This is a genomic window from Rhizobium rhizogenes NBRC 13257 (genome assembly GCF_000696095.1).
GTDB lineage: Bacteria > Pseudomonadota > Alphaproteobacteria > Rhizobiales > Rhizobiaceae > Rhizobium > Rhizobium rhizogenes.
The window spans coordinates 314,875-328,672 of record NZ_BAYX01000005.1; the positions used below are offsets into that span (position 1 = coordinate 314,875).

A 13,798-nucleotide genomic window follows, 5' to 3' on the forward strand; every position below is an offset into this window, starting at 1 on the left:
TCGCGGAAGGCTCCAAAATGAACAGGTATTGGAAGACGTATCTCGATCACGCGAAACCGCCCGGCGCCGTCGCGGACTTTTCAGCCTCGGCCTTCGTCCTTCAGGTTGCCTTTAACCTCCGGCTCGCCTTGAAGCTTGTCGAACCGACGCCCGAATGCCTATACCTTGCCGAGCGCGTCCTCGCCTCGGCCGAAATATATAGCCAGGCAAGGGAGGAAGGCTTGGCGCTGCCGTTTACCGAGGCGGAGAAGGCGCTGGCAGAGGCCGTGGCGCTTCTTGCAACTGAGTTGGAGCGCTGTCCTTCGGCGTCGCGTGGCGGAGGCCCATCCTTGCCCAGGAGACATCCGCAACGGCTTCAGCCCTCGTCGAGCGAAGAAGGCCGGCAGAGAGGCGTGTCTCCATAGCTGGAAGCCAGCGCGCAGGGCGAGCCGCGTGCCTAAAGAAGCATCGATGCTCCGCGGTCGAGATAGGTGTCCAGGAATTGTTCGAGACGCGGATTTCTCGGCTTTTTGAAAACCTCTTTCGGTTCGCCGGTAAACAGCACCTTGCCGTGATCGAGAAAGATGATCTGCTGGCCCACGGTCGCGGCAAAGCCGATCTCGTGGGAGACGACCACCATGGTCATCCCCTCGGCCGCCAGATCACGCATAACGTTCAGCACTTCACCCGTCAGCTCCGGGTCGAGCGACGAGGTCGGCTCGTCGAACAGCATGATCTTCGGTTTCAGCGCCAGCGCACGCGCAATAGCAACACGTTGCTGCTGTCCGCCGGAAAGCTGCGAGGGATAGTGCCCTGCCCGTGCTTCCAGCCCAACCTTGACGAGCTGCGCCATGGCCACGTCCTCGGCAGCCTTGCGGCTCATCTTGTGCACCGTCTTTAACGCCTCGCTGACATTGCCGAGCGCCGTCATATGCGGCCAGAGATTGAACTGCTGGAAGACCATGCCGATCTGCGCGCGGATCGACCTGTTGGTGGCGGCCGAAATGCGCTCGCGCACGCCTTGAGCGTTTTCGGTGAAGCCGAGCACCTCGCCATTGATCGCAATCGTGCCGCGGGTCGCCTCCTCGAGAAAGGCCATGCAGCGCAGAAGCGTGCTCTTGCCGGAACCGGACGGGCCGATCAGGCAAGAGACTTGGCCTTGCGCGATCTCGACATCGATTCCGTGCAGGACGGTGGAGTCCCCGAACTTCTTGACGAGATTCTTGACTGCGATTGCGGGGACGCTCATGCGTTGAAAAACCTGAATCTGGAGAGTTTCGTTTCGGCGAGATTGCCAAGCCAACCGGTGAGTTCGACGAGCACCCAGTAGAAGAGCGCGAGCATGGAGAGCGCCTCGACGAAGGCATATTGCTGCGATCCGATGGCGCTCAGCGTCGCCGTCAGTTCCGGCACGGTGATGATCGACAACACCGCCGTTTCCTTCATCAGGATGATTGCCATGTTGAGCGATGGCGGCAGCACCAGCATGGTCATTTCGGGCAGCAGGATGCGCCGGACGATCTGGCCCTGGGTGAGGCCAACGCATTCGCCGGCCTCGATATGCCCCCGGGGCACAGCCTGGAAACCGGAACGGAAGATTTCGCTGAAATAGGCGGCGCCATAGATCGAGATGCCGATCAGCCCGGCCGGCAGCGGATCGAGCGACAGGCCGACGAAGGGACCGCCATAGTAAACCAGGAATATCTGGATCAGGAAGGGCGTGCCACGCAGGATCGCGACGACGAAGCCGAGCGTCTTGTCGAGCAACAACCCGCCATATTGCCGTCCCACAGCCACCAGAAAGCCGATGATGGCGGCGGCGATCGTGCCGAGGATCCAGATCATGATCGTGACGCCGGCACCGCTGACGATCGCCGGCCATTGGTCGAGGAGGACATTGATGTCGAAGCTCATCGCGGCACTCCCGGAAGACGGCGCTCGATCAGGCTACCGGCAAGCGCGACGATCCAGTTGATCGCCAGATAGATGAGACCGGCGGAAGCAAAGAGTTGCAGCGGCAGGAAGGTGCTGCCGGCAAGGTCCTGCGCCATGCGCGTCAATTCGACGATGCCGACGACCGAGACCAGAGAAGACGCCTTGAGAATGAGGATCGCTTCATTGACGAGAGCCGGAAAGGTCAGACGCAGGGCGATCGGAACCTTGATGCGACGGAAGATCTGTCTGGGCGAAAGGCCGACCATCTCAGCGGATTCGACCAGGCCGGTGGGAACGCTGGCGAAGCCGCCGCGCAGGTTCTCCGCCTGATAGGCCGCCGTGCAAAGCGACAGGCCGATAATGGCCGCCACGATGCTCGGCACATTGATGCCGATGACCGGCAGCAGATTATAGATCAGCAGCAGTTGCACGAGCAGCGGCACGCCTCGGAAAAAGCTGATGAAAATCTGGGCAGGCAGCATAAGGTGGCGCCGCTGCGACAGGAGCATTCCCGACAGCAGGATCGCGATCGCAAAGCCGATCAGGATCGACACGACGCTGATCGTCACCGTGTAGATCGACGCCTGCAGCAGCAATTCAAAGAGTTTGAAGGACATATGTTCGGATGTCGTCCACTTGATAGTCGCGGATCATGCCCCGGCAAACCCCGAGGCATGATCGATTGCTGACAGGCCTATCAGAATGCCGGGTCTTTGATCGAATCCGGCGTGTCGAAGCTCGCACCGAACCACTTCTTTTGCAGCGTAGCCATGCGACCATCTGCCTTGATCTTCAGGAGTGCTGCGTCGACCGCGTCCATCAACGGTGCGTGGTCGGCATCCTTCAGGCCGATGAAGCCGAAATAGGACTTTTTGCCGAAAGGTGGCAGCACAACTTCGAACGTGCCTTCCCGCTGCTTGGCAACGAAAGCGATGTTCGGCAGCGAGTTGGCGACGCCGGCGATGCGGCCGGCAGCGAGATCGGCGTAGGATTCCGTGAAGGCCGGATATTCACGGATCTCCGCCTTTGTCGGCAGCGTATCGGAGAACTCCTTCAGCTGGTCGAGCTGCGAGGTCGCCTTGCCGACGCCGATCTTCTTGCCGGCAATATCTTCCGGCTTGTTGATCGTCGTGTCGCCGGCCTTCTTCAGGATAGCGATGGTGGCTTCGGCGATCGGCGGCGTGAAGCGATAGCGCTCCATGCGCTTCTTGGTGATGGTCGCAGGACCCGCGACGATATCAAACTTGCCGGCCTCGAGAGCGGGGAAAACGCCGTCCCAGGGAAGCGCCACCCACTCGATCTTCACGCCGAGTTCCTTGCCGATCTCGGCGAAGAGGTCGACGTTCAATCCGGCATGCTCGCCGGCATCGATAAAGTCGAATGGCGCGAACGCCGTTTCGGTCCCCACCTTCAGAGTGCCGGCCGCCTTGACGGCTGCGAGCGTGTCGGCCGCATGTGCGGAAAGGGTCGCCCCGAACAGGAACGCGGCGCCGACCAGCCCCTTGAGCAATGAATTTCTCTTCATGGTCTTCTCTCCAGTTTTTTGCCCTTCCAGCGGAAGAGTTCAAGTTCCCCAGCGTATTCCCGCCGAACGGGCTTCTATGACCCGCTTTTGTCTATACAAATAGATATAGGCAGGCCTACACTGTCAATGTAAAACTCAGGGAACGCAAAAATTGTGCCGGACGGCCAGGTTGGAGACGGCGGATGCTGGCTTCCGGATTTGAGCACGTCGCTGGATCGAGGTTAAGTGTTGGTCTCAATTCATCAGAGAATCTACCGGGATATCGAGACGAGGATCATGAGCGGCGACTGGCAACCCGGCCAGCGCATCCCCGTCGAGCACGAACTGGCTGCGGAATATCGATGCTCGCGGATGACGGTCAACAAGGCTCTGTCGGCCCTGGCCGAGCGCGGCATGATCGTGCGTCGGCGCAAGGCCGGCTCCTTCGTCGCCGCGCAGCAGATCGACCGCACGGTGATGGATATCCAGGACATCAGCACCGAAGCGGAGCTTGCCGGGTATGAACACGACTATCGCATGCTGATGCGCAGAGTTGAGAGGCTGGATGCCTCCGACGCCGTGCTATTGCGCGAGCCGGCGGGTGCGGAAATCCTGCGACTTCAATGCCTGCATCTGGTCGACGGCAAGCCAAATGCCATCGAACGGCGGATCATCATGCTCGATGCGGTGCCGCTTGCGAGAGACGAGACCTTTGCCTCCGTGCCGCCGGCCAAATGGTTGCTGGAGCAGGTTCCCTGGTCGAAGGCCAGGCATATTATTCGCGCGGTTTCGGCTGATGCGGCGACAGCGCGGCTGCTTGAGACCGAACGCGGCGAGGCCTGTCTCACACTCATCCGCCAGACATGGCAGAATGGCGGTACCGTCACCTATGTCGAGATCACGCATCCCGGCGACCGCTTTCAATTCGCCGGCGACTTTCAGCCCGCCGAGAAGAACGCGTCTGACCACATGGTCCGGAGAAGCGCGACGTGACCGACAAACGCCCCTTCAAGACCATTCCGCTCAAGGGACTTCAGGCCTTCGAAGCTGTGGGACGCTGTGGCAGCGTCACGGCCGCGGCCCTGGAATTGAAGGTCTCCCCCGGCGCGATCAGCCAGCAGGTCCGCAAGATCGAAAGCTTTCTCGGCGTCACGCTTTTAGAACGCAACGGCCGCACTGCCGAACTGACCCTATGGGGCAGGCTCTACCATCAGGAGATATCGAAGGGCTTCGAACAATTCGCCATCGCCGAACAAAAGCTGGAGCGGGCACGCAACGAGAATGCGCTGGTGCTCAGCGCGCTGTCTTCCGTGGTCAATAAATGGATCGGCCGGCGGATTTTCGATTGGCAGGCTCTTCATCCGGACGCACATGTCAGGATCATCGGTCGCGACAAGGAGCCCCGCATGGGCTTCGACGAGATCGACTTCCGCATCAGCTACGGGTCGGACGTGCTGCAGCACGAACATTATGCCGAACTGTTCCGTGATTGGGTTGTCCCCGCCTGCTCGCCGGCACTGATACAGGGTCAGGAGCCCTCGGTTTCCGAGCTTCTCTCGCATCCGTTGCTGCACGTCGAATGGGAGCGGCATTTTACGCCCTACCCTAGTTGGTCGGAATTCGCCGCGAAAGTGGGCGTATCGCTCAAGGAAACGGCACCCGGACTGTCCTTCACCCTGTCGAGCAGCGCAATAGACGCCGCCGTCAACAAGCGGGGTGTCGTTCTCGCGCAGATGTCGATGATCGCCGATGAACTGGAAGCCCAGACCCTCGTCGTTCCCGTCGACATCAGGATCCCGCTGCGCGAAAGCTATTTCCTTGCCTGGGACAGATCAGCCCTTCAAAAACCCTATGGTGGGGCGTTTCGCGACTGGGTCGTCGCCATGTCCCGCCAGCAGGCGCGGATCTCCGCCCCGTCGTAACATTTTAGAAAAACTAAAACGAAAGATAGCTTCAGCGATATTGATGAAAAAACGAGCGTGGCGATAATTTGCGCAGGCATCAACGATCGAGATTGGAAGCATTTCATGGCGCGCACCGACAAGATGAAGCTCGGCACCTTTGTTTATACGTTCGGTTTTCACCCGGCGTCCTGGCTTCATCCGGAGAGCGATGTCAACGGCGCCAATGACTTCCGCCATCTTCTTAATGTCGCTGAGCGCTCGGAGGCAGCGAAATTCGACTTCATATTCATGGCAGATTCGCCGGCCGCAGCCGTTGGCGATCCTGATGCCCTTGCGCGCATTCCAACGAAGATGAACCGCTTCGAACCGCTTTCGCTGCTTTCGGCGCTGTCGGTCACCACCCAGAATCTTGGTCTCGTCGCCACCGTCTCGACGAGCTACTACGAGCCCTACAACGTCGCCCGCCTCTTCGCTTCGATCGATCACCTCAGCGGCGGCCGCGCGTGCTGGAACGTAGTGACCTCCGATCATGATGAGACCGGCTATAACTTCAACCGCGAAGGACTGGATCCGCATGCGCTGCGCTATGAGCGCGGCAATGAATTCGTCGACGTCGTCTTCGGCCTCTGGGATAGTTTCGAGGAGGGCGCGCTGCTTCTCGACCGGGAAAACGGTATTTATTACGACAAGACGAAGCATCACACGCTGAACCACAAGGGCAAGCATTTCCAGGTGCGTGGCCCGCTCAACATCGCCCGCTCGCCGCAAGGCCGTCCGATCATCGCCCAAGCCGGCGGATCGGAGCCCGGCATGGACATGGCGGCCCGCACCGCCGAGATTGTCTTCAGCCTCGCCTCCAACATCGATCGCAACCGCGCCTTCTACGACAATGTGAAAAAGCGCATGCCGGCCTATGGGCGCGATCCGGACGACCTGAAAATCATGCCGGGCGTCGTCATCAATGTCGGCGAGACTGAGGCCGAGGCGCAAGCGAAGGTCAACTATCTGATCGACAAGATGCACCCGGATGTCGGCCGGTTGATGCTGTCCGAATTCCTCGAGGCGGATCTACGCGGCGTGCCGCTGGACCAGCCCTTTCCGATGGACCGGCTGCCGGACGCACCGAAAGGTTCCCGGGCGCTCTTCGATGAGCTCGTTGATTTCGTCAAAAGCGGCCATACGGTCGGTGAGCTCATCCGCCACTATGCGGAAAAGCATACGGGCAACGGCATTACCGGCACGCCGACGCAGATCGCCGACTTCATGGAGGAATGGTTTGAGACGCGCGCCGCAGACGGCTTCATCCTGATGTTCCCGACCTTGCCGGCGAGCCTTGACGACTTCGTGACGCTCGTCCTGCCGGAACTGCGCCGGCGCGGGCTTTTCCGCGAGGAATATGAGGGCTCGACCCTTCGCGAAAATCTCGGGCTCTCGATGCCTGTCAACCGGTTTGTGAAGACGTAGCCTGCATCACCGCAGGCGTTCGCCCAACAGACCGATCGAGGCCACATCGGCATTGGCAAAGGCAAGGCGCAGATAGCGCTCCTGCCCTTCGCCAAAATAGCTTCCGGGGATCGAGATGATACCCGCCTGTTTTGCCAGCCTTTCGGCGACCGTCGTGGACAACTGGTCGGCGAAAGGATGATGGATGAAGGCGAAATAGGCGCCGATCGCAGCGATGTCCCAGCCGGGCAGTTCCGACATCGTGCTCTTCAGCGCATCAGCGCGGCGCGCGATCTCCAGCCGGTTGCCGGCCCGCCAGTCGGCGAGTATGGGTAGCGCCGCAGCCACGGCATGCTGCGCGGAACGCGGCGCGCAGATCTGCATGTTGTCCATAACCTTGGTGATTTCGGCGAGAAGCTTCGGCCCCGCCGTGACCGCGCCAAGCCTATGGCCCGGAATGCAGAAGGATTTCGAGAAGCTGTAGAGCAAGACGAGCGTGTCTTCCCAGCCTGGTTCAGACAGAAGCGCATGCGGCGGTCCGTAACCCTCGGCAAGGAAGTCACGATAGGTTTCGTCGATGATCAGCCATGCGCCGTATTTCCGGCAGAGCAGGAAAAGCTCGCGCAGCAACGCCGACGGATAGACGGCCCCGGTCGGATTGTTTGGCGTGACGACCGCTAGCACGCGTGCGCCGGCGGCAAGCGCCTGTTCTGCCGAGCCGATATCCGGAAGGAAGCCGTTCGTCGCGTCGCACTCTACCAATGCGCGCTTGATGCCGAGCATTGCCAGGGTCGTCTCGTGATTGAAATAGAAGGGGTTCGTCAGCGCCACGGTATCCCCAGCCCCGGCAAGCGCGATCGCCGTGGACATGAACGCCTGATTGCAGCCGGAGGTAATGTGGACATTTTCCGCCTGGATCGGTGCGCGATAAACCTCGCTCACATGCCGGGCGTAGGCATCCCGCAGCACTGCTTCTCCCTCGATCGGCCCATATCCGGTCATCGCCTGCGACGAGGCGGCTTCGCCGAGGAGTCGCAACATCTCGGGATGCGCGGGATATCCAGGCACGGCTTGCGACAGGTCAATCAATGGTCCCCTACCGCCGGAATATTCGCGGCTCCAGGCAACGACGGAAGGAATCGGTGGTGGGGAGAGACGGGCAATGAGCGAATTGGGTTCTGCGGCGGGCATATCGACGATCCTTTTGAAACCGATTGCTACACCGATAACGATCGCCTTCTCAACCGCTTTGTCGGGAAGCGCGAATAGAATAAGCAGCGGAATTTCTCCCGCTGCCACGTCGTTACTCCGCTCGACATGAAACGATCGGCCGCCTGCCCTATCTCACCGAAGGGCTGAAGACCATCAGGCTCAGAATCTCGAATAGCACTTGCGCGCCGGCATGGGCGGTGTTGGTCGTCGCATCGTATTGCGGTGCCACTTCGACAACATCCCCGCCGACGAGATTGATTCCCTTCAAGCCGCGAATGAGCTCCAGCACTTCGCGGGTCGTGAGCCCACCGATCTCGGGCGTTCCCGTGCCGGGCGCAAAGCTCGGATCGAGGCTGTCGACGTCGAAGGAGAGATAGGTCGGCCCGTCGCCGACGATAGACTTCGCCTTCTCGATGATCGCCGGGATGCCGAGGCCGGTCACTTCCTCGGCATGGATGACCGTCATACCGGACTCGTAGGAGAATTCCCAAAGATATTCCGCTGAGCCTCTGATCCCGATCTGGATCGTCCGTGTCGGATCGAGCACGCCGTCGAGAACCGCGTTTCTGAAAGGGCCGCCATGATGGAATTTCGTCTGGTCGAACGATCCGCCGGTGTCGCAATGGGCATCGATATGGATCATGCCGACCGGCGTCTTCTTGCCGACGGCTTTCATGATCGGATGGGTGATGGAATGATCCCCGCCGACGGAAAGCGGGATCACGCCCGCATCAACGATCTGATTGACGCGCTTTTCGATATCGTCATGGCTGAGTTCAAGGCGATAGCGGCTCTGGAACGGAACGTCGCCGATATCGGCGGCACGGAGATCGAAAACGGGCGCGCAGCCGAGGACGTGATTATAGGGACCGATACGCTCGATCGTGCGCAGCGCGCGCGGTCCGAAGCGCGAGCCGGGCCGGTTGGTGACACCGAGGTCCATCGGTACGCCCAGGATCGCCACCTGCAGGTTACCGAAGTCGGGATTTTCAGCATCGACCGGCATGTAAGGCGCCGAAAGGAAGGTCGGGACGCCCGCATAGGGAGCAAGCCGGGTTCCGCTTTTCGAAAAGATCTTGTCTGCGACCTTGCGGAACTTGGCGTCGAACAGTTCGCCGCCGTGGTTGTCGCCATACTTCTTGCGCAGCGCGCTGAGCTTTTCCTCATCGAATGTCATTTCAGTACCCCGGTTTAATGATCGTTATCTCTGTCTACTGCCGGTAGGCTTTTCAGCCGATCTTCGTCCGCATCGGCGGTGATGTTCAAGCCTGTTTCGTGCTCCTGCCGCCTCCAGCAACATTTTCTTGTCGGGAATCATTTGAGGGTTCCCGATGATCACTGTGGCGGAGGCTTGAGTAGCGCGAGTGAGCTCCGGAAAAAATTTGTAATCAATTGTGGCAGGAGGGCTCCCTGCAAACTTTGTTCGCAATAGTCCCCGTCCGTAGAAACATTCAGAAATATAGAGACGCATTGCATTCATCTAGCCTCACTAGATTAGCTCCAGTGAATTGAACCTGACTAAAGGCACTGATTATGAGGCAACTGCGTATCGTCGCGACTGTATTGATGACCGCCATCGGCGGCATGAGCACCACTGTTCTTGCCGCAGAACCCGCAATCACGCCCACTGACCAGGCCCTCCCCGGTACCGAGATGACGCATCCCATGCCGGAAGCCATGGCCCCGCAAGGGCCGCCGTGCCCTGGCCCTTGCGGTGGTCCCGAGATGGATGAGCACATGATGGCATTCGGGAAAGGCATGCCCTTCCCGCCACCGCATGGAATGCCCGGCGACTTTCATCGGCCCGACCCTGCGCTTGAGCTGGCAGCCAAGCTGTCGGCGCTGGAGACACTGATCGGCATCCATTCCGCCCAGCTGGATGCCTGGAGGGATTACACCAGCGCTCTGACGGATTTCTTCGCTCCGCCGAGACATGAGCCGATGGGGCCGCCGCCGGTTGACGGCGCAAAGCCGGCAAATGCCGATAGTGGCGCCGGGAAGTCGAACGAACTGTTTGGCGAACAGGCTGCCGATCGCGCGCTGGATCGCGCCGCCAAGGCGCGTGTGCTGAAGGACAAGGCAACGGCGCTTCACAACGTTCTGACCCCGGACCAATTCGCCAAGCTCGAGGATGCTGAACGGTCGCTGGAACCTGGCCCCCACGGCTTCCACTAGGACGAAAACAGATCTCGATCAAATCGATCCATCTCCCCCTCCATCCGCCAAGGATCGCCCCCAGCCGGACGCGGTTATCAGATCCTTGTCGGATGGAAGGAGCGGCCCTCCGCAAAGGGTCGACAGGTCCGAGGACGCCCCGCCCGGCGTCCTCGGACCAATTCGTGCGGGGCTATCTCCTACCGGAGATAACCAGTACCTCCCCGGAGAATGGATCCGCCGGATCGACAACTCCCAACTTGACCGCAAGCAGATGATGACATGCTGAATTCCCCAAACCGGATCCCGATACGAACCGAACCGGAGCAACCGCGCGAAACCGTGCTGCGTGCCACGCCGACGAGCCCGTCGCGAAACAAGCGGTTTCGACGTCCTGGCCTGGTTCTGGCGGCAACGGCGTTGCTGCTCTGCGCCGGCGCATTTCTGTTTCGTGATGCTATCTTCCCCGAGCAGACCTCATCCGCCATCACGGCACCGGTTATCCGCGGCAATGTCGAGGAAGCGGTGCTCGCATCGGGTACGTTCAAGCCGATCAAGCTCGTCGCTGTCGGCGCGCAGGTCTCCGGACGGATCACTGCACTCAATGTCAAACTTGGCGACAAGGTCCAGAAGGACACGTTGATTGCCCAGATCGACTCCACCACGCAAAGCAATGACCTGAAAACCGCACAGGCCTCGCTTGCCAACGTCAAGGCGCAGCGCCAAGAAAGCGAAGCCGATCTCGAAAATGCGCAACTGACGCTGACGCGGCAGCAGACCATTTTTCGCAGCCAGGCCGGCTCCAAGGCCGACCTCGATACGGCGACAGCCAGCGTCAAGAAGATCACCGCCCAGATCGCGGCCCTCGACGCGCAGATCATTGCGGCGGAAGTTGCGGTGGAGACGGCTCGGGCCAATCTATCCTACACCCGGATCACCGCGCCGATGGACGGCACCGTGCTTGCCATCGTCAACCAGCAGGGCCAGACGGTCAATGCGGCCCAATCGGCACCGACGATCGTCATTCTCGGCGAACTCGACACGATGATCGTCCGCACCGAGATTTCGGAAGCCGACGTCGTCAAGGTCAAGGTGGGCCAGCCGGTCTACTTCACCATCCTCGGCGATCCCGCCACCCGCTACGATGCCGTGTTGCAATCGATCGAGCCTGCACCTGAATCGATCACCAGCGACAGCAGCGTCACGTCTTCCAGCACCACCACCTCCTCCTCTAGCAGCAGTTCGACGTCGTCTTCCTCGTCCTCCGCGATCTATTACAACGGCGTCTTCGCCGTGCCGAACCAGGACAATCATTTCCGCACCTATATGTCTGCCGAAGTTCATATCGTGCTTGGTGCGGCCAAGGATGCACTGACCATTCCATCCTCGGCGCTCGGCGCGAAGACTGCCGACGGCTCCTATGGCGTGCTGGTCGTTGGCGCCGATGGCAAGCAGATAGCCAGGACGGTCATCATCGGGCTCAACAACAATGTCACCGCCGAGGTTCTATCCGGTCTTTCCGAGGGCGATCGCGTCGTGATCGGCGAGGCAAGTGCGACGGTAACGAAAAGCAGCGTGGGTGGCGGCCCGCCGCCGATGGGGTTCTAAGCCGTGTCCTCTCCTCTCATAGAACTGAAAGGCGTCCGCCGCGAATATCAGTCCGGCGATCGCACCATCGCCGTGCTGAAGGACGTCGATCTGTCGATTGCCGAAGGCGAGATGGTTGCCATCGTCGGCCCCTCCGGCTCCGGCAAGTCGACGCTGATGAACATCATCGGCCTGCTCGACCGCCCGACCAACGGCACCTATGCCATCGCCGGTTCCGAAACCCATCTGCTCGACAGCGATGCACTATCACAGCTACGCCGCGAACACTTTGGCTTCATCTTCCAACGCTATCATCTGCTCTCCGAGCTGACGGCGCTTGGCAATGTCGAGGTGCCGGCGATCTATGCTGGACAACCCGGCCATGCGCGCAGCGAGCGCGCAACTGCTCTTCTTCAGCGCCTCGGCATGGCCGAAAGGTCCGGACATCGACCGGGTCAGCTTTCCGGCGGCCAGCAGCAGCGTGTTTCCATTGCACGCGCCCTGATGAACAATGGCCAGGTCATTCTGGCCGACGAGCCGACCGGCGCGCTCGATCGGGAGAGCGGCGAAGAAGTGCTGCGTATCCTTGCCGAGCTGCATGCCGAAGGCCATACGGTCATCATCGTCACCCATGACATGACGGTTGCCGCCCGCGCAGATCGTATTATCGAAATCTCCGACGGTGAGATCGTTGCAGATAGGCGCTCGGCCGGCGAGAGCCTGCGCGGTCGCAACTCCTCTGCCAAAACCGTTGCAGGCAAGGCCGGCTGGCGCGAGCTGGGCGGCCGCCTGACCGAAGCCTTCCTCATGGCGGTGCTTGCGCTGAAAGCCCATCGGCTGCGCACGTTTCTCACCATGCTCGGCATCATCATCGGCATTGCCTCGGTGGTCTGCGTTATCGCGCTTGGTGAAGGATCCCAGCGCAAGGTATTGTCGAACATCAATAATCTTGGCACCAACACGCTGGAAATCTTTCCCGGCAAGAGCTTCGGGGACATGCGCTCCGGGCGCATCAAGACCTTGATGGTCAGCGATGCCGATGCCTTGGCCAAGCTCACCTATGTCGCCGCCGTCACGCCGACGGTCTCGACCAGCAGCACCGTGCGTTTTGGTTCGACGGAGGCCAATGCGCTGATCAATGGCGTCGGCGACGCCTATTTCTCGGTCAAGGGTTCGAAGCTGGTCACCGGTCGCCTGTTCGACAACGACAGTGTACAGCGAATGGCGCAGGATGCTGTCATCGACCAGAATACGGCCACGACACTCTTTGAAGACAAAGGTCTCGATCCCTTAGGACAGACGATCTTCATCGCCAAGGTGCCCGTGCGGGTCATCGGCGTCATCGCCTCCCAGCAAGGCGGGTTTGGCTCCAGCGACAATCTCTCGGTCTATCTTCCCTATACCAGCGTGCAAGCTCGGTTTCTCGGCGACATGTCGTTGCGCAGCATTACCGTGCGCGTCAGCGACGACACCGAAAGTGCGACCGCCGAAGCGGCGGTAACGCAATTCCTGGAGCACCGTCACAAGGCCCGGGACTTCTTCATTCTCAACACCGACGATATCCGCCAGGCGATCACCAGCACGATCCGGACGATGACCCTGCTGGTCTCCGCGATTGCGGTCATTTCGCTGCTCGTCGGCGGCATCGGCGTCATGAACATCATGCTGGTCTCGGTCTCCGAGCGTATCGCGGAGATCGGGGTTCGCATGGCGGTCGGCGCGCGGCGGCAGGACATCTTGCAGCAGTTCCTGATCGAGGCTGTCCTCGTCTGCCTGCTGGGCGGCGGGCTCGGTATCGCCGTAGCACTTGGCTTCGGCTTTGCCTTCAACCGGCTCGGCTCCAATTTCACGCTGGTCTATTCGGTAAGTTCCATCGTGCTTGCCTTCACATGCTCATGCATGATCGGCCTCACCTTCGGCTATCTGCCGGCGCGCAATGCTTCCAGGCTCGATCCGGTCGCGGCGCTATCAAGAGACTGACGTTGTCGAAACGACCAGTAGAGACTTGAGGGTAATCCGGCTTCGCCATCCGTGTTGGGGGGCGTCATGGCGAAGCCGGTATGCGGGGGCGGTCAAAAGC

The 13,798-nt window shown here is 60.5% G+C and carries 13 protein-coding genes; 7 read left to right on the forward strand and 6 right to left on the reverse strand.

Annotation, left to right across the window (positions count from 1 at the left end; translation table 11 throughout):
• The first annotated feature begins 17 nt into the window (after nucleotides 1-17).
• Nucleotides 18-404, forward strand: a complete 387-nt coding sequence (locus RRH01S_RS13420; RefSeq protein ID WP_229202643.1) for a hypothetical protein — start codon at nucleotides 18-20, stop codon at nucleotides 402-404.
• A gap of 32 nt (nucleotides 405-436) precedes the next feature.
• Here RRH01S_RS13420 and RRH01S_RS13425 read toward each other — a convergent pair whose 3' ends face one another.
• From RRH01S_RS13425 to RRH01S_RS13440, 4 genes are all read right to left on the reverse strand, one after another.
• Complete coding sequence (locus tag RRH01S_RS13425) at nucleotides 437-1,228, reverse strand: amino acid ABC transporter ATP-binding protein (RefSeq protein ID WP_007697995.1); 792 nt, start codon at nucleotides 1,226-1,228, stop codon at nucleotides 437-439.
• On the reverse strand, nucleotides 1,225-1,893 hold the full coding sequence (locus RRH01S_RS13430; protein WP_007697993.1) for an amino acid ABC transporter permease: 669 nt from the start codon (nucleotides 1,891-1,893) through the stop codon (nucleotides 1,225-1,227). Before RRH01S_RS13430 ends, RRH01S_RS13425 begins: the two co-directional genes overlap by 4 nt.
• The gene (locus RRH01S_RS13435; protein WP_007697992.1) at nucleotides 1,890-2,531 is read right to left on the reverse strand and encodes an amino acid ABC transporter permease; all 642 of its coding nucleotides are present in this window, start codon (nucleotides 2,529-2,531) and stop codon (nucleotides 1,890-1,892) included. The genes RRH01S_RS13430 and RRH01S_RS13435 overlap by 4 nt, the downstream gene beginning before the upstream one ends.
• Before the next feature lie 80 nt (nucleotides 2,532-2,611).
• Nucleotides 2,612-3,439 (reverse strand): transporter substrate-binding domain-containing protein, encoded by an 828-nt coding sequence (locus RRH01S_RS13440; protein WP_007697990.1) that lies wholly within the window; start codon nucleotides 3,437-3,439, stop codon nucleotides 2,612-2,614.
• A gap of 228 nt (nucleotides 3,440-3,667) precedes the next feature.
• Here RRH01S_RS13440 and hutC point away from each other — a divergent pair, with 228 nt between their 5' ends.
• From hutC to RRH01S_RS13455, 3 genes are all read left to right on the forward strand, one after another.
• On the forward strand, nucleotides 3,668-4,411 hold the full coding sequence (gene hutC / locus RRH01S_RS13445) for a histidine utilization transcriptional repressor HutC (RefSeq protein WP_041723620.1): 744 nt from the start codon (nucleotides 3,668-3,670) through the stop codon (nucleotides 4,409-4,411).
• Complete coding sequence (locus RRH01S_RS13450) at nucleotides 4,408-5,340, forward strand: LysR substrate-binding domain-containing protein (RefSeq protein ID WP_012650428.1); 933 nt, start codon at nucleotides 4,408-4,410, stop codon at nucleotides 5,338-5,340. The genes hutC and RRH01S_RS13450 overlap by 4 nt, the downstream gene beginning before the upstream one ends.
• 105 nt (nucleotides 5,341-5,445) lie before the next feature.
• Nucleotides 5,446-6,786: an LLM class flavin-dependent oxidoreductase gene (locus RRH01S_RS13455; protein ID WP_012650429.1), complete on the forward strand. Its 1,341-nt coding sequence runs from the start codon at nucleotides 5,446-5,448 to the stop codon at nucleotides 6,784-6,786.
• A gap of 6 nt (nucleotides 6,787-6,792) precedes the next feature.
• Here the strand turns inward: RRH01S_RS13455 and RRH01S_RS13460 are convergent, their stop codons facing one another.
• Both RRH01S_RS13460 and speB read right to left on the reverse strand, forming a co-directional pair.
• Entirely contained in the window at nucleotides 6,793-7,956 is a 1,164-nt protein-coding gene (locus RRH01S_RS13460) for an aminotransferase (RefSeq protein ID WP_012650430.1), read from the reverse strand.
• 148 nt (nucleotides 7,957-8,104) lie between these two features.
• Nucleotides 8,105-9,154, reverse strand: coding sequence for an agmatinase (gene speB / locus RRH01S_RS13465; RefSeq protein WP_012650431.1), 1,050 nt, complete (start codon nucleotides 9,152-9,154; stop codon nucleotides 8,105-8,107).
• Between the two features lie 356 nt (nucleotides 9,155-9,510).
• Between speB and RRH01S_RS13470 the strand changes: the two genes are divergently transcribed.
• From RRH01S_RS13470 to RRH01S_RS13480, 3 genes are all read left to right on the forward strand, one after another.
• Complete coding sequence (locus tag RRH01S_RS13470) at nucleotides 9,511-10,152, forward strand: hypothetical protein (RefSeq protein WP_034516322.1); 642 nt, start codon at nucleotides 9,511-9,513, stop codon at nucleotides 10,150-10,152.
• Nucleotides 10,153-10,413: 261 nt separating this feature from the next.
• Entirely contained in the window at nucleotides 10,414-11,739 is a 1,326-nt protein-coding gene (locus RRH01S_RS13475) for an efflux RND transporter periplasmic adaptor subunit (RefSeq protein WP_012650433.1), read from the forward strand.
• A 3-nt stretch (nucleotides 11,740-11,742) separates the two neighbouring features.
• Nucleotides 11,743-13,698 carry a MacB family efflux pump subunit gene (locus RRH01S_RS13480; protein WP_034516319.1) on the forward strand — a complete coding sequence of 652 codons (1,956 nt, stop codon included), beginning with the start codon at nucleotides 11,743-11,745 and terminating at the stop codon, nucleotides 13,696-13,698.
• Nucleotides 13,699-13,798: the final 100 nt, after the last annotated feature.